This window comes from Corynebacterium occultum (assembly GCF_009734425.1).
GTDB classification, from domain to species: domain Bacteria; phylum Actinomycetota; class Actinomycetes; order Mycobacteriales; family Mycobacteriaceae; genus Corynebacterium; species Corynebacterium occultum.
In genome coordinates this window covers 1,826,221-1,848,243 of sequence record NZ_CP046455.1, presented here as the reverse complement: position 1 = coordinate 1,848,243, position 22,023 = coordinate 1,826,221, and the positions used below count along the sequence as shown (strand labels likewise).

Annotated in this window: 19 protein-coding genes; 15 read left to right on the top strand and 4 right to left on the bottom strand. The window is 62.2% G+C overall.

Annotated elements, in window-relative coordinates; all coding sequences use genetic code 11:
- From COCCU_RS08625 to COCCU_RS08610, 4 genes are read left to right on the top strand one after another with little or no spacing between them, the layout of a single operon-like run.
- Entirely contained in the window at positions 1-987 is a 987-nt protein-coding gene (locus COCCU_RS08625) for a DHH family phosphoesterase (RefSeq protein WP_331457785.1), read from the top strand.
- On the top strand, positions 984-2,351 hold the full coding sequence (locus tag COCCU_RS08620) for an MATE family efflux transporter (RefSeq protein ID WP_156231128.1): 1,368 nt from the start codon (positions 984-986) through the stop codon (positions 2,349-2,351). The genes COCCU_RS08625 and COCCU_RS08620 overlap by 4 nt, the downstream gene beginning before the upstream one ends.
- Positions 2,348-3,157 carry a metallophosphoesterase family protein gene (locus COCCU_RS08615; protein ID WP_156231127.1) on the top strand — a complete coding sequence of 270 codons (810 nt, stop codon included), beginning with the start codon at positions 2,348-2,350 and terminating at the stop codon, positions 3,155-3,157. Before COCCU_RS08620 ends, COCCU_RS08615 begins: the two co-directional genes overlap by 4 nt.
- The gene (locus COCCU_RS08610) at positions 3,150-3,806 is read left to right on the top strand and encodes a 4'-phosphopantetheinyl transferase family protein (RefSeq protein ID WP_156231126.1); all 657 of its coding nucleotides are present in this window, start codon (positions 3,150-3,152) and stop codon (positions 3,804-3,806) included. Before COCCU_RS08615 ends, COCCU_RS08610 begins: the two co-directional genes overlap by 8 nt.
- 75 nt (positions 3,807-3,881) lie before the next feature.
- On the opposite strand, the gene truB is transcribed toward COCCU_RS08610, so the two are convergent.
- Entirely contained in the window at positions 3,882-4,775 is an 894-nt protein-coding gene (gene truB, locus COCCU_RS08605; RefSeq protein ID WP_156231125.1) for a tRNA pseudouridine(55) synthase TruB, read from the bottom strand.
- Positions 4,776-4,804: 29 nt separating this feature from the next.
- Between truB and COCCU_RS08600 the strand changes: the two genes are divergently transcribed.
- The 4 genes from COCCU_RS08600 to COCCU_RS08585 all read left to right on the top strand — a co-directional run bounded on the left by COCCU_RS08600 (position 4,805) and on the right by COCCU_RS08585 (position 9,775).
- A complete protein-coding gene (locus COCCU_RS08600) occupies positions 4,805-5,776 on the top strand; it encodes a bifunctional riboflavin kinase/FAD synthetase (RefSeq protein WP_156231124.1) in 972 nt (323 codons plus the stop codon).
- Positions 5,777-5,861: 85 nt separating this feature from the next.
- Positions 5,862-6,848 (top strand): nucleoside hydrolase, encoded by a 987-nt coding sequence (locus COCCU_RS08595; protein WP_156231123.1) that lies wholly within the window; start codon positions 5,862-5,864, stop codon positions 6,846-6,848.
- 153 nt (positions 6,849-7,001) lie between these two features.
- Positions 7,002-7,271, top strand: a complete 270-nt coding sequence (gene rpsO, locus COCCU_RS08590; RefSeq protein WP_156231122.1) for a 30S ribosomal protein S15 — start codon at positions 7,002-7,004, stop codon at positions 7,269-7,271.
- 257 nt (positions 7,272-7,528) lie between these two features.
- Positions 7,529-9,775 (top strand): polyribonucleotide nucleotidyltransferase, encoded by a 2,247-nt coding sequence (locus COCCU_RS08585; protein ID WP_156231121.1) that lies wholly within the window; start codon positions 7,529-7,531, stop codon positions 9,773-9,775.
- A gap of 121 nt (positions 9,776-9,896) precedes the next feature.
- Here COCCU_RS08585 and COCCU_RS08580 read toward each other — a convergent pair whose 3' ends face one another.
- Both COCCU_RS08580 and COCCU_RS08575 read right to left on the bottom strand, forming a co-directional pair.
- Positions 9,897-10,607 (bottom strand): AMIN-like domain-containing (lipo)protein, encoded by a 711-nt coding sequence (locus COCCU_RS08580; RefSeq protein ID WP_156231120.1) that lies wholly within the window; start codon positions 10,605-10,607, stop codon positions 9,897-9,899.
- Positions 10,608-10,716: 109 nt separating this feature from the next.
- Entirely contained in the window at positions 10,717-11,097 is a 381-nt protein-coding gene (locus tag COCCU_RS08575; RefSeq protein WP_156231119.1) for a DUF1801 domain-containing protein, read from the bottom strand.
- A 307-nt stretch (positions 11,098-11,404) separates the two neighbouring features.
- Here COCCU_RS08575 and dapB point away from each other — a divergent pair, with 307 nt between their 5' ends.
- The 7 genes from dapB (at position 11,405) to COCCU_RS08540 (ending at position 21,552) form a co-directional block, all read left to right on the top strand.
- Positions 11,405-12,151: a 4-hydroxy-tetrahydrodipicolinate reductase gene (dapB, locus tag COCCU_RS08570; protein ID WP_156231118.1), complete on the top strand. Its 747-nt coding sequence runs from the start codon at positions 11,405-11,407 to the stop codon at positions 12,149-12,151.
- A 14-nt stretch (positions 12,152-12,165) separates the two neighbouring features.
- Complete coding sequence (thyX, locus tag COCCU_RS08565; RefSeq protein WP_156231117.1) at positions 12,166-12,921, top strand: FAD-dependent thymidylate synthase; 756 nt, start codon at positions 12,166-12,168, stop codon at positions 12,919-12,921.
- Positions 12,922-12,976: 55 nt separating this feature from the next.
- Positions 12,977-13,882, top strand: coding sequence for a 4-hydroxy-tetrahydrodipicolinate synthase (dapA, locus tag COCCU_RS08560; protein WP_156231116.1), 906 nt, complete (start codon positions 12,977-12,979; stop codon positions 13,880-13,882).
- Positions 13,883-13,884: 2 nt separating this feature from the next.
- Entirely contained in the window at positions 13,885-16,023 is a 2,139-nt protein-coding gene (locus tag COCCU_RS08555) for a ribonuclease J (protein WP_156231115.1), read from the top strand.
- An 82-nt stretch (positions 16,024-16,105) separates the two neighbouring features.
- Positions 16,106-16,732, top strand: a complete 627-nt coding sequence (locus COCCU_RS08550) for a TIGR03085 family metal-binding protein (protein ID WP_231598712.1) — start codon at positions 16,106-16,108, stop codon at positions 16,730-16,732.
- A gap of 120 nt (positions 16,733-16,852) precedes the next feature.
- Entirely contained in the window at positions 16,853-20,008 is a 3,156-nt protein-coding gene (locus COCCU_RS08545; protein WP_156231113.1) for an FtsK/SpoIIIE family DNA translocase, read from the top strand.
- A 428-nt stretch (positions 20,009-20,436) separates the two neighbouring features.
- Entirely contained in the window at positions 20,437-21,552 is a 1,116-nt protein-coding gene (locus tag COCCU_RS08540) for a TerC family protein (protein ID WP_156231112.1), read from the top strand.
- Between the two features lie 99 nt (positions 21,553-21,651).
- On the opposite strand, the gene COCCU_RS08535 is transcribed toward COCCU_RS08540, so the two are convergent.
- A complete protein-coding gene (locus COCCU_RS08535; RefSeq protein ID WP_156231111.1) occupies positions 21,652-21,954 on the bottom strand; it encodes a YciI family protein in 303 nt (100 codons plus the stop codon).
- Positions 21,955-22,023: the final 69 nt, after the last annotated feature.

Sequence of the window (22,023 nt, the reverse complement as noted above, 5' to 3'; positions counted from 1 at the left end):
TTGAGCCAGTCCCTCCAGGAGATGCTGCGGGAAGCTGCGGCGCTCATCGAAGCTGCTGAGACGGTGACCGTGGTCGGTCATGTCCGCTCCGATGCGGATGCCATCGGTTCGGTCAGTGCTCTCGTGCTGGCGCTGCGTCAGCTGGGTAAGCAGGCCAGTGGCCTGGTTGGCCAGCCGGAGCCGTTCTCGGCGAACCTGCTGAGCATCCCCGGTTCCGGGGAGATCCGTATCACCGATGAACTGCCGGATGCGGACCTGATCGTCACCGTGGACTGCGGCTCCATCGACCGCACCGGATTCTTCGCCGAGGCCATCGCGGAGCGTTGCTCCCAGACTCTGGTCATCGATCACCATGCCTCCAACCCTGGTTTCGGTAAGGTGAATCTGCTGGTGAGGGAAGCGGAGTCAACCACCACGGTGCTGCATGAGCTCTTCAAGGTGTTAGGTGTGAAGGTCGACCGTGAGATCGCACATTGCATCTACGCCGGCCTGGTCACCGACACCGGCAGTTTCCGTTGGGGGCGGGCCGAGATGCATGCCCTGGCTTCTGAGCTGATGCTCACCGGCATCGACACCGCCGCTATCGCAGTTGACCTGATGGACAGTACTGATCTGCGGGATCTCCAGATGATCGGCAGGGTGCTGGCCGGGGTTGCGACCCACCAGGTGGGTGATCTGACCATCGCCACCCTGACCGCCAGCAATGATCTCATCTCCGGCCATAGTGAGGCCGCGGTGGAGAGTCTGGTGGACTTCGTCCGGGCCCTGCGTGGTACTGATGTTGGTGTGGTTTTCAAGGAGATGAGCCCCGGCACCTGGGCGGTGTCCCTGCGCTCCACTGTCATCGATGTCAGCCGGATCGCGGTGGCACTCGATGGGGGAGGACATGTCCCGGCCGCCGGATACACCACCTACGGCGGCATCGGTGCCGTGGAGACTGAGCTGTTGCAGGTCCTGGAGAGTGTGGGAGCACCTGATCGAGCGTGAGCCCTACTGACCGTGAAGTAGGGGAGAAGGTCAGCGCCCGGCAGATCTTCGCCCTGGCGCTGCCCACTCTAGGAGTGCTGGCCGCCAACCCTCTCTACCTGCTGCTGGATACCGCGGTCGTCGGTCGACTGGGGGCCTTTGAACTGGCCGCCCTGGCCGCCGGCACCGCCATCCAGTCCACGGTGACCACCCAGTTGACCTTCCTCTCCTACGGCACCACCGCACGTTCCTCTCGCCTCTACGGAGCGGGGAAGCGGCGGGAGGCGATCGCTGAGGGAGTCCAGGCCAGCTGGGTGGCACTCGGTGTTGGTCTGGCACTGGCCACATTGGTCCTGATCAGCGCCCCCTGGCTCACGCTCTGGCTCACCGGTGATGCAGACATCGCGACGCAAGCAACGAAGTGGCTGCGCATCGAGAGTATCGGCATCCCACTTTCCCTGCTCACCATGGCCGGAAATGGCTGGTTGCGGGGAATCCGCAGCACCCGGGCACCGCTCTACTTCACGCTTGCCGGGGTGATCCCCGGCGCGATCCTGGTGCCGGTGCTGGTCGCCCAGTTCGGTTTGATCGGTTCGGCTTTCGCCAATGTGATCGGTCTGTCGATCACCGCCTCCTGTTTCCTGGTGATGTTGTGGCGTAGTCATCTTGGTGGCTGGGCCCCGGATCTGGGGATTATTCGTCGCCAGATGGTGTTGGGTCGGGATCTGATCTTGCGTTCCCTGTCCTTCCAGATCGCCTTCCTTTCGGCGGCTGCGGTGGCTGCCCGTTTCGGCACTGCTTCGCTGGCGGCACACCAGATTATGCTGCAGCTGTGGAATTTCATCACCCTGGTGTTGGATTCCCTGGCTATTGCGGCGCAGACCTTGACCGGTGCGGCGCTGGGTGCGGGTACGGTGGCCGCGGCCCGGGACGTCGGTAAGCGGGTGACCTATTATTCGCTGGCCTTCGCCGCTCTGCTGGGGCTGGTTTTCGCCCTCGGGGCAGGGGTGATTCCACGGATCTTCAGCACTGATGAGGCGGTGCTGGAGGCGTTGGCCTGGCCCTGGTGGCTGCTGGTGGTGATGATCATCGCCGGTGGGGTGGTGTTCGCCCTGGATGGGGTGCTGCTGGGGGCTGCGGACGCGGCTTTCCTGCGCAATGCCACCATCGCTTCGGTGCTTTTGGGTTTCGTGCCCGGGGTGTGGATCTCCTATCTTGTCGACGGTGGGCTTACTGGGGTGTGGTGTGGGCTGTTGGCTTTCATCCTCCTCCGGTTGGTGGCGGTAGTCTGGCGGTTCCGGTCCATGCGTTGGGCTGCGGTAGTACTGGACAGTGAAGAGAAGACCCCGGACAGTGGGGCAGATGAGGGGGCCCGTCAGCCATGAGCAGAACGTTGTGGGCGGTGTCGGATCTCCATGCGGCGGTGAAGGCCAATACCGTGAAGGTGGATCAGATCCAGCCCCGGGATCCGGGTGACTGGCTGATTGTGGCCGGGGATGTCGCGGAACGCACCGATCTGGTGCTGCGGGTGCTGGCGGAGCTCCGTGGCCGATTCGCCTGTGTCATCTGGGTTCCGGGTAACCATGAGCTGTTTTCCCGTTCCCAGGACCGCTATCAGGGTCGGGAGAAATATGATGAGCTGGTCGCAGGCTGTCGACGCATCGACGTGCTCACCCCGGAGGATCCTTATCCGGTGTTCAACGGGGTGACGGTGGTGCCGCTGTTCACCCTTTATGACTACAGCTTCCGTCCCCAGGGGATGACGGTGGAGCAGGCGGTGGAGGCGGCCAAGCAGCGTCAGGTGATGATGACCGATGAATTCGCCATTGCTCCCTTCGTTGATGTGCGTGCCTGGTGCTGGGACCGCCTGGCCTATTCCATCAAGCGGCTCAGCCGGATCAACGGGCCGACGGTGCTGATCAACCACTGGCCCCTGGTGCAGGAGCCGACCCAGCATCTGCGGTGGACTGAGCTGGCGTTGTGGTGCGGGACCCGGCACACCCGGAATTGGGCGGAGCGTTATGGTGCGGAGGCGGTCATCTACGGTCACCTGCACATGCCTGGTGTGATTGAGGTGTCGGGGGTGCCCCATATTGAGGTGTCCCTCGGTTACCCCCGGGAGTGGGAGCGTCACGGTGATATTCAGGAATGGCCTTATGAGGTGCTGCGGGAGGAGACTGATCATGCTTGAAGCCAGTCTTTTCCCCACGTCGGCCAGGTTCTGTTATGTCAAGACCTCCCCGGATGAGATTGACCTGAACAATTATCGAGATCTGCATCCTCTGGAGCAGTCCCTGGTGTCTCATTCGGTGGATATCCGCAAGTCCGAGTTCGGTGATGCCCGCTGGTGCGCCCACCAGGCCCTGCGGGATCTGGGATATGACAAGGGTCAGCCGATTCTGCGCGGGGAGCGTGGGGTGCCGCTGTGGCCGGATGAGGTCTGTGGGTCGATGACCCATACCCGGGGTTTCCGGGCGGCGGTGGTGGCTCCGCGGTTGCTGGTGCGTGCCATGGGGTTGGATGCGGAACCGGCGGATGAACTACCGCCGGAGGTGCTGGGTTCAATTGCCCGGGAGGGGGAGTTGGCCCAGTTGGAGCGTTTGGCGGCAAATGGGGTGACGGCACCGGATCGGTTGCTCTTCTGTGCGAAGGAGGCCACCTACAAGGCCTGGTTCCCGATGACGCATCGTTGGCTGGGTTTTGAGCAGGCGGAGATCGACATCCGTGAGGACGGCACCTTCATCTCCTACCTGCTGGTGCGGCCCACCCCGGTGCCTTTCATTGATGGCCGCTGGGTGGAGCGCGATGGTTTCTATGTCGCCGCCACGGCGGTGCTCTGAGCCGCTTATCGACGCCCCCATCCCCCTTGGGGTGGGGGCGTCGCTTTCTGGGGGCCCGTTCCGCGGGGTGGGTAGTTAGAGGGTGGAGGGGCGGGCGACGAAGACCGTGGACAGTCGCTTGCCCTTCTCCTTGATCAGGGCCACGGCCTTACCTTCGGGGGTGACTGCGGCGTGCACGCCTTCCAGTCCACGGGGTGCCAGCCACTTGCCCATTGCCAGTGCCTCGCCCTCCTCTGTGGTGACCTGCAGGACGGGGAAGTTGCGGGTCAGGGACTCATCCAGGCTCAGGGAGAGACGGGGATCTTCCGCCAGCTGCTCCAGGGTGAGGGCATCATCCAGGGTGAAGGGCCCCAACTCGGTGCGACGCAACGCCGTGAGGTGCCCGCCGACTCCCAGGTCCTCGCCCAGGTCGCGGGCCAGGGAACGGATATAGGTGCCGGAGGAGCAGTGCACCCTGACATCCAGGTCATGGAAGTCCCCCTCCTGACGCTGGGCGAGGATCTCGAAACTGTGGACGGTGACCGGACGTGCCGGAATCTCCACCTGCTGTCCTTCCCGGACCAGCTCGTGGGCGCGTTTGCCGTTGATCTTGATGGCGCTGACCGAGGCGGGGCGTTGCATGATCTCCCCGCTGAGTTTTTCCACCCCAGCGCTGATCCCCTCCGGGTTGAGATCGGTGGCGGGGGAGCTGCTGAGCACCTCTCCCTCAGCATCATCGGTGGTGGTGGCCGCGCCCAAGCGGATGGTGGCTTCATAGGTCTTGGTGGCGGTGACCAGGTGCGCCAGAAAACGGGTGCCACGTTCGATGCCCAGCACCAGCACCCCGGTGGCCATGGGATCCAGGGTGCCGGCATGACCGACTTTTTTGGTCCCGAAAATCCGCCGCAGCCTGCTAACCACATCATGTGAGGTCATCCCGGCCGGCTTATCAACGATCACGAGGCCGGAACCCGATAGTGCATCATTCATACCGGCAGTCTATGCCTTAGTATGGAGCGGTGGATATTTGGCGCGGACTAGAAGAAGTACCCCAGGATCTGGCGGCATCGGTCGTTACCATCGGAGTGTTTGACGGCATTCATCGGGGGCATCGCCGACTGATCAGAACGGCGGCGGCGCGTGCGCAGGAATACGGCCTGCCCAGTGTGCTCGCCACCTTTGACCCGCACCCCCTGGCGGTGGTGAGGCCAGATAAAATGCCTCCGCTGATCGGCACCGTCGCCACTCGGGCGGAATTAGCTGCAGAGCTCGGGGTGGACCACATGCTGGCCTTCCGTTTCACCCGGGAGATGGCCTCGTTGAGTCCGGAGGATTTCTTCCTCCATGTCCTGGTGGAGGTGCTCAAGGTCAAGACCGTTATCGTCGGCCAGAACTTCACCTTCGGACGCAATGCCGCCGGCAATGTTGACACCCTGCGGGAGCTGGGGGAGAAGTACGACGTTCAGGTCGACATCGTGGATCTGCTCACCGAGGAGGGCATCATCTTGTCCTCCACCGAGATCCGCAAGGCCCTGCGGGACGGTGATGTGGAGAAGGCCAGTTGGATCCTGGGCCGGGATTACTCCATCAAGGAGACGGTTGTCCGCGGCGCGGGTCGTGGTGGCAAGGAACTTGGTTACCCCACCGCGAACATGTACTTCCCGGACCAGGTGGCACTCCCAGCTGATGGCGTCTACGCCGGCTGGTTCACCGTCTGTGGAGATGAACCTATCGACGGGGACATGGAACCGGGGGTGGCTTACCCCACCTCAATCTCAGTGGGCACCAACCCCACCTTCGGTGATGAACAACGCAGCGTGGAGTCTTTCATCCTGGACCGTAACGCCGACCTCTACGGTCATCGCGCGGTGGTGACCTTCGTGAAACGGTTGCGGGGCATGGAGAAGTTCGCTTCCGTGGAGCAGCTGTTGAGCGCCATCAACCAGGATGTGGTGGATACCCGCTCAGCTCTCGACATCGGGAAGCAATAGACTGGTCTGGTGGGGCATCTTGGTGGGAAGAGCCCCCGGCCCTGATTATTTCCCCACTTCAACCCTCTTGAGGAGTTCCATCACCATGGCCAAGAAGATCATCCTGGATCTGGATACCGGCATCGACGACGCTCTTGCTCTCGCCTACGCCCTCGGCTCCCCAGAACTGGAGCTCATCGGCGTGACCGGCACCTATGGCAACGTGCTCGTGGAGACCGGGGTGCGCAACGCCCTGGCCATCCTCGAGCTCTTCGGCCGCAGCGATGTTCCCGTCTACACCGGCATCCCCCACGCGCGGGAACGGGATGGTTTCGAGGTTCTGGAGATCTCCGAGTTCATCCACGGTGTCAACGGCATCGGCGAGGCCGAGCTGCCGGATGCCAGCATCGCAGCCCGGTCGGGGAGTGCCGTGGATTTCCTGGTGGAATCCGTCAAGAAGTACGGTGATGATCTCGTGATCGTCCCCACCGGGCCCTCCACCACCATCGCCGCCGCGATCGAGGCTGATGAGAACTTCGCCGAGAACGCCCACATCGTCATGATGGGTGGTGCCCTCAGCGTCCCGGGTAATGTCCGCCCCTGGGCCGAGGCCAATGTCAACCAGGATCCCGAGGCCACGGACCTGCTCTTCCGTCGCGCCAAGGATGTCACCATGATCGGCCTGGATGTCACCCTGCAGACCCTGCTTACCTATGAGGAGACCAGCCAGTGGCGTGAGCTGGGCACCCCCGGTGGTGATTTCCTGGCAGTGGCCACCGACTATTACATCAAGGCCTATGACACCACCGCCCCGCACCTCGGGGGCTGTGGCCTGCATGACCCCCTGGCGGTGGCGGTCGCCGTTGACCCCACCCTGGTCACCTGCCTGGACATCAACATGAAGGTGGACACCGAGGGGGAGACCCGCGGTCGGACCATCGGTGATGAGGAGCGCCTCAACGATCCGGTCAAGACCACCAAGGTCGCGGTTGCCGTGGATGTGGAGCGCTTCCTCAAGGAGTTCATGGAACGACTGAGTGGGCTGGCTGCGCGCGTTGAGAGTCCGGTCAGCGTTGGGGTTCAGGGCCGCTGATCTGAAGGGGCCACCCAGTGGGGGAAATAGGTGTTTTCCGGGGTGACGTGCTAGAATTTCTCTGGTTTTGCAACTGTGGTCCACAACAGTTGCGCCCCGCTGGAAACAGCGGATTCTTTTATGTGGACTGAAATAATCACCAGGAGAAAACTCATGGCACTGAGCACTGAGCAGAAGAAGAGCATCCTTTCCGAGTACGGTCTGCACGAGACCGACACCGGTTCCCCCGAGGCGCAGGTCGCAATGCTGACCACCCGCATCAACAGCCTGACCGAGCACCTGAAGTTCCACAAGCACGATCACCACTCCCGTCGTGGTCTGCTGCTGCTGGTCGGTCGTCGCCGCGGCCTCCTGAAGTACCTGGCCAACAACAACGTCGACCGCTACCGTGACCTGATCTCCCGTCTGGGCCTGCGTCGCTAGTTTTTCGACAGTCAGATCCCGCCTCGCCAATTCACTGGCCGGGCGGGTTTTTTCTTTTCCCCACCTCGGGCCGGGGGGGAGGGGCCGCCCCCTGGGATGGTCGGATGGTGGCCGCCGGGCGGGGAGCGGGGCATGAAGTGGAATGGGAAGATGGGTCGACAGCTGCTAGAATTCAGCCTGTTGTATCAAAAGACAGCAAGACGGCGGCACCGACGATCGCCGGAGCAAGAATTCTTAAATAAGGAGCACACTCGCGAATGAGCAATTTTGAGATTCACGAGGATGAGGATTACGGCGTCACTGAGGCCGTAGTAACCATCGACAACGGGGACTTCGGTACCCGCACCATCCGTTTCGAGACCGGCCAGCTGGCACGTCAGGCTGATGGTTCCGTAACCACCTTCCTGGACGATGACACCATGCTGCTGTCGACCACTACCGCCTCCAACCAGCCCCGCGAGGGCCTGGACTTCTTCCCGCTGACCGTGGACGTGGAGGAGCGGATGTATGCCGCTGGCCGTATCCCCGGTTCCTTCTTCCGTCGTGAGGGTCGCCCCTCCACCGAGGCTATTCTCGCCTGCCGTCTGATCGACCGCCCGCTGCGCCCCACTTTCGTCAAGGGCCTGCGCAATGAGGTGCAGATCGTCATCACAGTGATGTCCCAGAACCCGAATGACTACTACGATGTGGTCGCCATCAACGGTGCTTCTGCCTCCACCCTGCTCTCCGGCCTGCCGGTTTCCGGACCTGTCGGTGGTGTGCGCATGGCGCTCATCGCTGATGAGAAGCACCCGGAAGGCAAGTGGATCGCCTTCCCCACCCACGAACAGCATGATCAGTCCCTCTTCGAGATGGTCGTCTCCGGCCGCCTGAGCACCCGCCAGGAGGGTCGTAAGACCGTCGAAGATGTTGCCGTCATGATGGTTGAGGCCGGTGCCACCGAGTCCGTCATCAAGCGTGTCTCTGAGGGTGCTCCGGCCCCGACCGAGTCCGTCGTCGCCGAGGGCCTGGAGGCAGCAAAGCCTTTCATCGCAACCCTCTGCCATGCGCAGGTCGCACTGGCGGAGCGGGCAGCCAAGGAAACCGGCACCTTCCAGCTTTTCCCGGCCTACAGCGAGGACATCTTCGCGGCTGTCGAGAAGCAGGCCTCGGCCAAACTGGCTGAGCTGCTCAAGATCGGCGGCAAGCAGGAACGTGAGGAAGCCACCAACGTTCTCATGGAGCAGGTCGAGGAGGCGCTGAGCGCTTCCTTCGCTGACAATGGGAACGCCGGCAAGGAGATCCGCGCCGCCTTCAACGCACTGATGAAGAAGCTGGTGCGCCACATGATCCTCACCGAGAACTTCCGCATCGACGGTCGTGGCCTCTCTGATATCCGTGACCTGGGTGTCGAGGTCGAGCTGATCCCCCGTGCTCACGGCTCCGCCCTCTTCGAGCGTGGCGAGACCCAGATCCTCGGCGTGACCACCCTGGACATGCTCAAGATGGAGCAGCAGATTGATTCGCTGTCCCCGCAGAAGTCCAAGCGCTACATCCATCACTACAACTTCCCGCCCTACTCCACCGGTGAGACCGGTCGCGTCGGCTCTCCGAAGCGCCGCGAGATCGGCCACGGTGCGCTCGCTGAGCGTGCCCTGCAGCCGGTGATCCCCTCCCGCGAGGAGTTCCCGTACACCATCCGCCAGGTGTCTGAGGCGCTGGGTTCCAACGGCTCCACCTCCATGGGTTCCGTCTGTGCCTCGACGTTGTCGCTGTACAACGCAGGTGTGCCGCTGCGTGCCGCGGTTGCCGGTATCGCCATGGGCCTGGTCTCCGATGAGGTCGACGGAGAAACCCGATACGTCGCTCTGACCGATATTCTCGGTGCCGAGGATGCTTTCGGTGACATGGACTTCAAGGTTGCCGGTACCGACAGCTTCATCACCGCCCTGCAGCTGGACACCAAGCTGGACGGCATCCCCTCCAAGGTGCTTGTCGATGCCCTCGAGCAGGCCCGCGAGGCGCGCATGACCATCCTGGAGACCATGGCTGAGGTCATCGACGGCCCGGATGAGATGAACGAGCACGCCCCGCGCATCACCACCGTCAAGATCCCGGTGAACAAGATCGGTGAGTTGATCGGCCCCAAGGGCAAGACCATCAACAGCATCACCGAGGAGACCGGCGCGGACATCTCCATCGAAGATGACGGCACCGTCTACGTCTCCGCTGCCTCCGGCTCCGCCGCCGAGGCAGCCATCGAGAAGGTCAACGCCATCGCCAACCCGCAGCTGCCGAAGGTCGGCGAGCGCTTCCTGGGTACTGTCGTCAAGACCGTTCCCTTCGGTGCCTTCGTCTCCCTGCTGCCGGGCCGTGACGGACTGGTCCACATCTCCAACCTCGGTGGCGGTCAGCGCATCGAGAAGGTTGAGGACGTGGTCAACGTCGGTGACAAGCTGCAGGTTGAGATCGCCGATATCGACAATCGCGGCAAGATCTCCCTGGTCCCGGTTGCGGAAGATTAATCCCTTCTAGCCCAGGTTGGGCAAGCTTGAATGGCCCGGGTGTCACCTTCTCTCAAGGAGGGTGGCACCCCGGCCATTTCTGCATTCAAGGATGGGATCTTCAGGGTTTCCTGCCCGGGGTTTACTCGGGTTGCAGGATATCGATCACCAGTCGGGTGGGATTCTCCAGGGCGGTCACCGAGTAGGGTTGTCGGGAGTCCAGACCGATGACATACTCGGTCCGGCCCTCGAAGATACTGGTGTAGATGACTTCCTGAACCACCCCTCCGGTACCAGGCACGGTCCCCAGCACGGGGGCATCGGGATCATCGAAGGGGGGATAGTTCGTGCCTTCGATAGCGACATAGAGTGCGGTGGTTCCCTGGAATTCGACCGGCAAGCCAGAACCCTGCTGGGTGGGTGTGTCAGTGAAGTCGATGAACCAGCCGGGGGTTCCGCCCCCGCTGAAGTCGAAGACCACCCGGTCAAAGGTGGGATGGGTGGCCAGGCGTGCCCCAGTCACCAGCAGATCCTCCCAGCCGTTGGGACTCTGGTTCTTCTGCGCCAGAGAAGGTTGGCCCAGTGGGCTCGGTCCAGTGACGGTGGTGACCACCTGATCCGTTTTCACGGTGGTGGTGGCAGTGTCACCACCGGGCTGCGGCGTATCCGGTGGATCCCCGGTGGTCGGCTGAGAAACTGTCTGGGTGGTGGTCAAGGCACCGGTGGTGGGCTCCGTGGTGTCACCGCCATTGCCGCAGGAGACCAGGACGAGGGCTGTGGTCGCAACCAGGACGACACCGCCGAAGATGGGTTGGCGGGAACGGAGGGATGGCTGAATTGTGTTCTTAGTCATACTGGAAGTATATTCCTTTGGTTTCCCCGATAAAAGAGAAAGTCAACCATTATGACCTGATTGTTGGGGAATTGTTGCTCTCCTGATGCCCTTCCCTCAAGTTTCCCCGCTATTGCACCCAGGTGGCGCGCTGCACAATGGAGATGATCCGCTGTTCCGTTGTCTCATCCAGGGAATGGAGAAACCAGGAGGAGCTGATGAGTCGATCGCTGGCGCCCGGCGGTAAGGAGATATTCGCCTTCTCTGAAATCCCCATGCTGAATACCCCTTCATCGCAGCGGAAGAAGACCAGCACCGGCTTGGAAGCTGCCAGGGCATAGCCTGGCATGCCGTACCAGATACGTGGCTTGAGCTGTGGGTTCGCATGCATGATCAGTTCATGCATCCGGGTACCGAGTTCAGCGAAAGGGGCGGGGAACCCCTGGATCTTAGCTTCGACCTCCACGAGAGCTTCGGCGGCTTTCTCGGCGGGGGTTTTGCGGACAGCCATTACTTTTCTCCTTTGAGTGTGGGCCCTCCCGAGGTTTCGGCTTTCCCGGCTGGGCAGGGGGGTATCCCGAGTTTAGGTTGGTGGGAGGAGCCGTGGCCGCGGTCCTGACTTCCCGGGACCCAGCCTGGGTATCATCCCGCAGCAGGCCGATCCGGAAGCGGGTTCCGCGCGTCCCGGGCCCCGGGATACGGGGTTGGTGGGTGGATCCGCTGGGGGTTGCGGTGCCGTGGCCGGCGCAGGTCTCCTAGACTGGGCAGGGTTCGATCATCGACATGAACGGGCGGAGATTGCCGTCCAAGGAGGAAATATGGGCATCAAGGTCGGAGTTCTGGGAGCCAGGGGAAAGGTCGGTCAGACCGTGGTGGAGGCGGTTCTTGCCGCCGATGACCTCGAACTGGTCGCTGAGGTGGACAAGGATGATTCCCTGCAGCTGTTGCTGGACAATGGAGCTGAGATCGTCGTTGACTTCACCGCCCCGGCAGTAGTCATGGATAACCTCGACTTCTGCATCAACAATGGTATTTCCGCAGTGGTGGGTACCACCGGTTTCGATGATGAGCGTCTGGCACAGGTACGCCAGTGGTGTGAGACCAATCCCGAGGTCAGTGTTCTGATCGCTCCTAACTTCGCGATTTCCGCTGTGCTGACCATGTCCTTCGCCAAGCAGGCCGCCAGGTTCTTCGATTCGGCTGAGGTCGTGGAATATCACCACCCGAACAAGCTCGATGCACCCTCCGGCACCGCCATCCACACCGCCCAGGGCATCGCGGATGCCCGCCGGGCGGCAGGTCTGGGCGCCCAGCCGGATGCCACCGACCAGTCCCTGCCCGGGGCGCGAGGCGCGGATGTCGATGGTGTTCCGGTGCATGCGGTGCGTATGACCGGCATGGTCGCCCACGAAGAGGTCATCTTCGGTTCCCGGGGCCAGTCCCTGACCATCCGTCAGGATTCCTATGACCGCACTTCCTTCATTCCGGGGGTGCTGCTGGGGGTGCGTGAGGCACAGCAACACAAGGGCCTGGTTATCGGCCTGGACACCTACCTCGGCCTCTAGGGCAGGTCTGAACATTGGCAAAGGAAGTGGATCTGGACGTGCAGCTTCTGGCCTGCACCTCCTTCCAACCCCCCGCGGACATCGACTGGACACCGGACACCGACAACGGGCCTGAGGCGCTCGTCGAGTTCGCGGGCCGGGCCTGTTATGAAACCTTCGACAAGCCCAATCCCCGCACCGCCACGAACGCGGCCTATCTCCGGCACATCATGGAGGTCGGCCATGCTGCACTACTCGAGCACGCCACCGCCACGCTCTATATTCGCGGCATCTCCCGTTCTGCGACCCATGAGCTGGTCCGCCACCGACATTTCTCATTTTCCCAGCTCAGCCAACGTTTCGTCCATGGTGATGAGGCGGAGGTGGTGTTGCCTCCCTTGATTGCGGAGGACCCGGAGCTGCGTCAGCTGATGCTGCGCGCAGTGGATGAGTCACGTTTCATCTATCGGGAACTGCTTGATGCACTGGAGGAGAAGTTGGCGGATGAGCCCAACGCCCTGTTGCGTAAGAAACAGGCCAGGCAGGCGGCGCGGGCGATCCTGCCCAATGCCACCGAGTCGCGGATCGTGGTCACCGGGAACTTTCGCACCTGGCGTCATTTCATCGGCATGCGTGCGACCGAGCATGCTGATGTGGAGATCCGGGCGCTGGCGGTAGCCTGCCTCAAGCTCCTCCGTAATGAGGCACCCGTCTTATTGGGTGATTTTGAAATATCCAAGCTCTCAGACGGTTCTGAGATGGCGATCAGTCCCTATGTGAGTGAATTCTGAATTTAGGTTGCGTCGATTCCACCTCGCCGCGTGGAAAAGGGTAGCCTGAGACACTATGAGCACAGGTTTGACAGCGAAGAATGGCACCGAAATTTTCGGAACCGTCAGCGTAGCCATGGTCACGCCCTTCGACCACGAAGGCAAAATTGATATCGCCGCTGGACGACGCCTCGCCGCGTATCTCGTTGATAATGGTCTTGATGCCCTGGTCCTTGCGGGGACAACAGGTGAATCGCCGACCACGACGACCGCGGAGAAGCTCGACCTGCTCAAGGCTGTAAAGGAAGAAGTCGGGGACCGGGCCAAAATTATGGCGGGTGCGGGCACCAATGACACCGCCGCCTCTATTGAACTGGCCCAGGCCTCTGCCGACGCCGGTGCTGACTCGCTGCTGCTGGTCACGCCCTATTACTCCAAGCCCAATCAGGAGGGCGTGTTTCAGCACTTCAAGGGGATCGCCGAAGCCACTGAACTCCCGATCTGTCTCTATGACATTCCGGGCCGCTCTGGTATCCCGATTGAGTCTGACACCATCCGTCGACTCGCTGAGCTGCCGACCATTCGGGCAGTCAAGGATGCCAAGGGCGATTTTGCCGCCGCGGCACCCCTGATGGCCGACACCGGTCTGGCGTGGCTTTCCGGTGATGATCCGCTGAACCTCCCGTGGTTGTCCATGGGTGCCATCGGTTTCATCTCCGTGATCGGTCATGCTGCACCGCAGCAGCTCCGCGACCTTTACACCTCTTTTGAGGAAGGCGACCTCACCCGCGCGCGGGAAATCAACGCCAAACTCATTCCGCTAGTACGTGCCCAGGCTCGCCTGGGTGGTGCCAGCCTCGCCAAAGCTGCCCTACAACTGCAGGGCATTGAGGTGGGGAATCCTCGACTGCCGGTCACCGCACCGAATGAGCAGGAAATCGAGGAACTCCGCCATGACATGGAAAAAGCTGGAGTCCTATAAATATGACTGAACCCCGTAACCGTTCTCGGAAGGTCACCCGTAAGGCTGGCCCGCCGGAGACCGCGGAAACCCCGGTCTTCCAGGCGCCGGAGACGAACTCCGAAAAAGCGTCCTCGGAGACTGCGGGCACTGCACCCCGTGCCGCAGCTGATGAGACCCGTCAGGACAATAACCCTGATGCCGGATCTGAGGCCGCGGCCGGATCCAATGAAAACAACAACCGTTCCCGTGCCGGGAACCGTCGTGGTGGCCGTGGCCGCCGCGGTGGCAACAATGACCGCGGTGGCAACAATGACCGCGGTGGCAACAATGACCGCGGTGGCAACAATGACCGCGGTGGCAACAGCGCTGCGAACCGTGGCCGCCGCAATGTGGTCAAGTCCATGCAGGGTGCGGACATGACCAAGCGTCTGCCGGAGCCGCCGAAGGCTCCGCGCAACGGTCTGCGCATCTACGCTCTCGGTGGTATCTCCGAGATCGGCCGCAACATGACCGTCTTCGAGTACAACAACCGTCTGCTCATCGTTGACTGTGGTGTCCTCTTCCCCTCCTCCGGTGAGCCGGGAGTCGATCTCATCCTGCCGGACTTCGGTCCCATCGAGAATCAGCTTGACCGGGTCGAGGCCCTGGTGGTCACCCACGGTCATGAGGATCACATCGGTGCCATCCCGTGGCTGCTGAAGCTGCGCCCGGATCTCCCGGTCATCGGTTCCCGTTTCACCCTCGCGCTGATCGCCGCCAAGTGCAAGGAGCATCGCCAGCGTCCGAAGCTGATCGAGGTCAATGAGAAGTCCAACGAGAATCGGGGTCCCTTCAACCTCCGATTCTGGGCCGTGAACCACTCCATCCCGGACTGCCTCGGCCTGGCCATCAAGACGGGCGCCGGCCTGGTCATCCACACGGGTGACATCAAGATGGACCAGACCCCGACGGATGGTCGCCCCACTGATCTGCCGGCTCTCTCCCGTTTCGGTGATGAGGGTGTCGACCTGATCATGTGTGACTCCACCAATGCGACTACCCCGGGTGTTTCCGGTTCGGAAGCGGAGATCGCCCCGACCCTGAAGCGACTGGTCACGGAAGCACGTCAGCGAGTCATCCTGGCTTCCTTCGCCTCGAATGTCTACCGTGTCCAGGCTGCCGTGGATGCGGCTGCCGCTGCCGGCCGTAAGGTCGCCTTCAATGGCCGTTCCATGATCCGCAACATGGAGATCGCGGAGAAGCTGGGCTACCTGAAGGCCCCGCGCGGCACCATCATCTCCATGGATGATGCCTCCAAGATGGCCCCGCACAAGGTCATGCTGATCACCACCGGTACCCAGGGTGAGCCGATGGCGGCTCTGTCCCGCATGGCTCGCCGTGAGCATCGTCAGATCACGGTCCGTGACGGCGATCTGATCATCCTGTCCTCCTCCCTGGTTCCGGGCAATGAGGAAGCGGTCTTCGGTGTGATCAACAACCTGTCCCAGATCGGTGCCACCGTGATCACCGGTCGTGACGCCAAGGTTCACACCTCCGGCCATGGTTATGCCGGTGAGCTGCTCTTCCTCTACAACGCAGCTCGTCCGAAGAACGCCATGCCGGTGCACGGCGAATGGCGTCACCTGCGTGCCAACAAGGAGCTGGCCATCTCCACCGGTGTCCCGGCGGAGAACGTGGTGCTGGCTCAGAACGGTGTCGTCGTCGACTTGGTCAACGGCCGTGCCAGCGTGGTCGGCCAGATCCCGGTGGGCAACCTGTATGTTGACGGTGTCACCATGGGTGAGGTCGATGCTGATGTGCTGGCTGACCGCACTTCGCTGGGTGAGGGTGGCCTGATCGCCATCACCGCCATCATCGACAACCGCACCGGCCGCCTGCTGGAGCGCCCCCGAGTCGAGACCAAGGGTTATGCCGAGGATTCCTCTGAGGTCACCTCTGAGGTCACCGAGCTGACTGAGGTCACCATGAACGATCTGGCCGCGGAGGGCGAGAATGACCCCTACCGCATGGTTCAGCAGCTGCGTCGCAAGGTTTCCCGCATGGTGGAACAGAAGTGGCGTCGTGAACCGATGATCCTGCCGACTGTGGTTCCGATGACCTCGGAAGACCATCAGCAGGCCGGCGAGGATGATATCCAGGCGACTCGTGAGAGTCTCTAGAATTTCCTGCTGATCCCCGCTCACCTTGAGCGGACTGACTGCACCCTGGCAGCCACCCCGAATGGTGGTTATGCTGGGGTGCATGTCTTTTTCCGCTGCTGAACGCGCCCGCCTGGCTGAACTGATGCTGAACCTGGGGCCTGATGCCCCGACCCTGTGTGAGGGGTGGGATACCCAGGATCTCGCGGTTCACCTCTACATCCGGGAGAATGTTCCCACCGGTGCGGCGGGTATTTTTCTGCCTCCCTTCAAGTCCCTGCTGGAGCGGGCGGAGAAGAAGCAGTACGCCCGTTCCTTTGAAGAGGTCGTCCGGGACTGGGCCGCCGGGCCGCAGGGGCTTTCCCCCTGGCGCCTGCTTGATGGTGTCGCCAATACGGCGGAGCATTTCGTCCATCTGGAGGATGTGCGCCGCGGCGGGGGAGTGGTGGAGCCCCGGGATTTCAGTGAACGGGTCAGTTCTGAGCTCTACGGGATACTGAAGATGATGGCCAAGCGGATGCTCGCAAAATCCCCGGTGCCGGTGATTCTGCTGGCCGATGGACAGCCGCCACTGGTGGTCGCTGACTCCCGCGGGGTGAGTGAGTCCGGGGATGATGTGCTCCGGATTTCCGGGGCGGTGGGGGAGCTGCTGCTGTGGGTCTTCGGCCGGGATGCGGTCAAGGTGGAGATCAGTGGTGACCCGGAAGTGTTGGGAAGAAAAGCCCTCTGACTTGGGACGGTCAAGCCATTTGACTTGATTAAGCTGAGTTTCCTAACGTGAACCTCAAGTTGAGCTTTAAGCGGTGTGGCAGCTGGGAACCATGGGGCATGTGGGACTACTCTGGGGAGCATGACTGTCAGAAGTGCCGCCTCCAAACGACCCAAGGGTACCGGTAACCGGACCCGGGATCGGGACCGCGACCGGGGGAAGGGGAGGAATCGTTCCCGCCCGGCCGGTCGAACTGCCGTTAACGCTCCCGTGGCCCACCGGGCCGCCAGTACCTCTGAAGAGCGGACCGGCAGTGCGGTAGGGGCGGTCGGCAAAGGCATCGGTTCGGTGTTTTCGGCCACCGCCCAGGGGTTGGGGAACCTGACCCGGGGCATTGGCAGCCGCGGCCGTGACGATGATCTTTATGACGAGGATGCCCCCTGGGGCGCGGAGGATATGAAGGAAAGCAAGGCTAGCGGAAAGAAGCGAAGTGCAGCGAAGGAGTCCAAGACCGAGACGCAGCCCAAGCGCAGCAGCCGCAAGAATGCGGGGAAAGCCAATGTCAAGACCGAAATCATTGACCGTGGCAATCTAATGGATCCGGAGGAGGGAGACAATCCTCTCCAGGATCTTTCCGAATGGGTGGAGGAGCACTCCGACGGTGTGGGACTGACCCTCATCGGTTTGGCCGCAGTCCTCGGCGCCTCCGTCTGGTTGGACATCGCCGGCCCGATCGGAGCCTTCATCGCCATGATCACCCACACCGTCATCGGTGCGGGTGCCGTCATCCTGCCGGTGGCATTGGTTGCCCTGGCGATCGTGCTCATGCTCGGCCTCAAGGGTGGCCCCCAGGATCGGGTGCGTGTTTCCGCCGGCACCGCGCTGATCATCGTCGCCATGCTCGGCCTGGTTCACGTGCTCGGTGGTGACCCCACCAGCTGGGAGGGGCGCAGGATCGCCGGCGGTGCGATCGGTGCCTATACCGGTGGGCTGCTGGCCGCCGGGTTCAGCAGCTACCTGGCCATCCCGATTCTTATTCTGGTGATCATCTACGGTGCCCTCAAGGTCACCGGAATCACCACCCGGCAGGCACTCAACGTCCTCAGTGAAGCCCTCCAGGGACTCTTCCGGGGCAGCCATGGCGATGATGAGGACTACTACGAAGAAGAGGACGACCGCTACGGCCATGTCGATGATGAGATCGACGCCCGCACCCGGGGTGAGGAACCCCGTCGTCGACCTGCCCCGCGGGCGGAACGCCCGGCCCCTCGCCCCAGCCGACCCCGGCCCGTTCGCCCCGCCCCGGTGAAGACCCCGATGGACAATTATCCGCTCGAGGATGAGGAGGATGCGGCACAGCACACCCTCTTCGAAACCCCGAAGGCGGCACACCGCGATTCCCGTGAGCCGGCCCCTGCCCCCAGTGCTCCGGCAGTGCCGGAGATCGCTGATACGGATGAGTTCCCCGTGGTCAGCGCCGAGCAGGCGGCGGCGTCGATAAGCAAGCCGCTGAAGGAACCCGAGGAGCCTGAGGATTCCCGGGCGGAGCGTGATGCGGTGGCCGCCAGCCGCAAGGCTATGCGTGATGCCATCCTCGCCCGCTCCAGCGCCGCTCCCCCTGCAAAATCTGCACCGGAGTCAGGCGATGAGCCCGCCCCCGTCCAGAAGATGATGGAACCCTGGCAGCCTGAGCCCAGCACCTATGAACTGCCCAGCACCCACCTGCTGACTCCCGGTGAGCCGGCGAAGACGCGCTCCGCGGCCAATGACCGCATGATCGAGGCGATCACCGATGTCTTCAATGAATTTAAGATTGATGCCACGGTCACCGGTTTTTCCCGCGGCCCGACGGTCACCCGCTATGAGGTGGAGTTGGGGCCTGGTGTGAAGGTCTCCAAGATCACCAACCTGCAGTCCAACCTGGCCTATGCCGCAGCCACCGATAATGTCCGACTGCTGACCCCGATCCCGGGCAAGTCCGCGGTCGGCATCGAGGTGCCCAATGAGGACCGGGAAATGGTGCGCCTGGCTGATGTCCTCGAAGCCCCGGCCACCATGGCCAATGAGGATCCGATGCTGATCGCCCTGGGCAAGGATATTGAGGGCGAGTTCGTCAGCCACTCGATCCAGAAGATGCCGCACCTTTTGGTCGCAGGTTCCACCGGCTCCGGTAAGTCCGCCTTCGTCAACTCCCTGCTGGTTTCGGTACTCACCAGGGCGACCCCCGAGCAGGTCCGCATGATCCTGGTGGACCCGAAGATGGTGGAGTTGACCCCTTATGAGGGCATCCCGCACCTGATCACCCCGATCATCACCCAGCCGAAGAAGGCCGCTGCCGCGCTGCAGTGGCTGGTTGAGGAGATGGAACAGCGCTACATGGACATGAAGCACACCCGGGTGCGCCATATCAAGGACTTCAACCGCAAGGTCGAGTCCGGGGAGATCCAGACCCCGATGGGTTCGGAAAGAATCTACAAGCCCTACCCCTATATCGTCTGTGTGGTCGATGAGCTCGCTGACCTGATGATGACGGCCCCGAAGGAGATCGAGGAGTCGATCGTGCGCATCACCCAGAAGGCGCGTGCCGCCGGCATCCACCTGGTGCTGGCCACCCAGCGCCCCTCGGTGGATGTGGTCACCGGTCTGATCAAGACCAACGTGCCCTCCCGTCTGGCGTTCGCCACCTCCTCACTAACGGACTCCCGGGTCATCCTCGACCAGGGTGGTGCTGAGAAGCTGATCGGTATGGGTGACGCTCTCTTCATTCCCCAGGGCGCCGGCAAGCCACAGCGACTGCAGGGCTCCTTTGTCACTGATGAGGAGATCCAGGCGGTGGTCGAGGCCGCCAAGTCCCAGGCCGAGCCGGAGTACACCACAGGTGTCACTGAGGAGAAGGTCTCCGAGTCGAAGAAGGACATCGACGAGGACATCGGCAAGGACATGGATGATCTGCTTGAAGCCGTCGAGCTGGTGGTCACCTCCCAGCTGGGTTCGACCTCCATGCTGCAGCGCAAGCTACGCATCGGTTTCGCCAAGGCCGGCCGCCTGATGGACCTGATGGAGACCCGTGGTGTGGTCGGACCTTCCGAGGGATCCAAGGCCCGCGAGGTGCTGGTCAAGCCGGAGGAGCTCGACACCATCATCTGGATGATCAAGGGCGCCGACCCCGCTGATGCCCCCAAGGAAGCACAGTGGGGTGATGACGGCTTCGCCGAGCCGGTGCCAGATTCTAGTGGGGACGCCGGGGACACCCGCACCGTACAGGCCACCTACAACCCCTCCCAGGGTGCCTTCTGACACCCTGCGGGCACAGATCCGGAATCCTCCCCGGGGATGACCAGTGAAATAGTTGCCCCGGGGAGGTTTTGCGCTTATCGACGCCTCCTTGTCACCCCCGCCCAGATGATGACCAGGTGGGCAGACACTGCGGGTGACGGCGGGGGTGGTGAGGACAGCATGCCGGAACCCGGTTTAGGGGGTGTTGGGACAGGGTGGCGCGGAAAGGTTTCCATTCAATGCCGACCGGGCCTGGCCAGCAGGTGACACCCAGGATTAATTTCGCTATAGTAGCTGGGCGTCAGGAGGGGAGTACCCCGAACGCGGCATGGATCGTCAGCACGGAAACCACCATTGGTTCCCCGGTCATGTCGGCCCAGCCCAGGTGATTCACCATGGGGGTGGGGGAGACCTCCGGCTCACCTAAGTGACCGGAGGTTTAAACACTTATGTCTGTCCCGCTCTGGGTCTGGGCGATCACCATCATCGTGATCGCCGGATTCTTCATCTTCGACTTTTACTCTCACGTCAAGACTCCACACGAGCCCACCCTCAAGGAATCCGCCTGGTGGTCGGCTTTCTACGTGGCTCTGGCCCTGATTTTCGGCCTCATCGTCTGGGTGGTCTGGGATAGCCAGCACGGCATTGAATACCTGACCGGTTATGTCACCGAGAAGGCCCTGAGTGTTGATAACCTCTTCGTCTTCGCGCTGATCATGGGCGCTTTCCAGATTCCCCGTAAGTACCAGCAGAAGGTGCTGCTGATCGGCATCGCCCTGGCGCTGTTCTTCCGCCTGCTCTTCATCCTGCTGGGTGCCGCGGTCATCGAGGCGTGGTCGGATATCTTCTATATCTTCGCCGCCTTCCTGCTCTTCACCGCGGTGAAGATGATCTGGGATGAGCTCTCGGACTCCCCGGAGACCGACCCCAAGGACATGCTGGTGGTTCGGCTGGCCTCCAAGGTTCTGCCCCTCAGCGACAAGATCGAGGGCGACCACCTTTCCTTCAAGAAGAACGGCAAGCGCTACTTCACGCCGCTGATGATCGCCCTGGTGGCCATCGGCCTGGTTGACATCATGTTCGCCCTGGACTCCATCCCGGCGATCTACGGCATCACCACCGAGGCTTTCCTGGTGTTCACTACCAATGCCTTTTCCCTGCTGGGCCTGCGTCAGATGTACTTCCTGCTCGACGGCCTGCTGGACCGCCTCGTCTACCTCTCCTACGGTCTCTCTATCATCCTGGGATTCATCGGTGTCAAGCTGCTGCTGCATGCCCTGCATGAAAACAACCTGCCCTTCATCAACGGTGGTGAGAACCTGAGTGTTCCGGAGGTGAGCACCCAGCTCTCCCTGGGAGTGATCGTCGCGGTCCTGGTGATCACCGTGCTGCTGTCGGTGTGGAAGAACAAGCGGGATCAGGCGCAGGGTGCGATCGATATCTCCGTCAACGCTGCTGAGGAGCGCCGCCGCCAGCGTGGGCAGCAGGATGCCGCTGAGGGGGTCAGCGATGGCGTGGCCACCGGTGAAGCCGACCAGCTCAATGGTGGCGAGCAACACCGCTAGATAGCTGATCGACGCCCTCATGGCGTCACCCTGAACACTAAACAGGCGGTGCCCCTCCCATGGGAGGGGCACCGCCTGTTTTTCCGGTACCGGGGATTCCTAGGCCTGGTGCTCCTGGAAGACATTCTTGACTGGGTTCCAGGCGCGGATGCTGCGCTTGGTGATCAGGTCGTTGATTTTGAAGGGATCCTTGTCGAAGAGGGTGCCGGCATCCTCAACGGTGGCAGGTTCCGGCAGACGGATGATGATCAGGGCACCGCCCTTCTCATCGGTGAAGGGGCCGGAACCGATGAGCTTGCCCTCATCCTCCAGACGACCGAGGAACTCACGGTGCTCGGCGCGGAAGGACGCCACCTTCTCAGCGTCGTCGACGTATTCGTACAGGATCGCAAAAGTATTCATGGGAATATCATAGGTCAGGACGGGGTGTCGTCGTCGCAGAGCGGGGTGCTTCCCCCGGCGCGGAGTAGG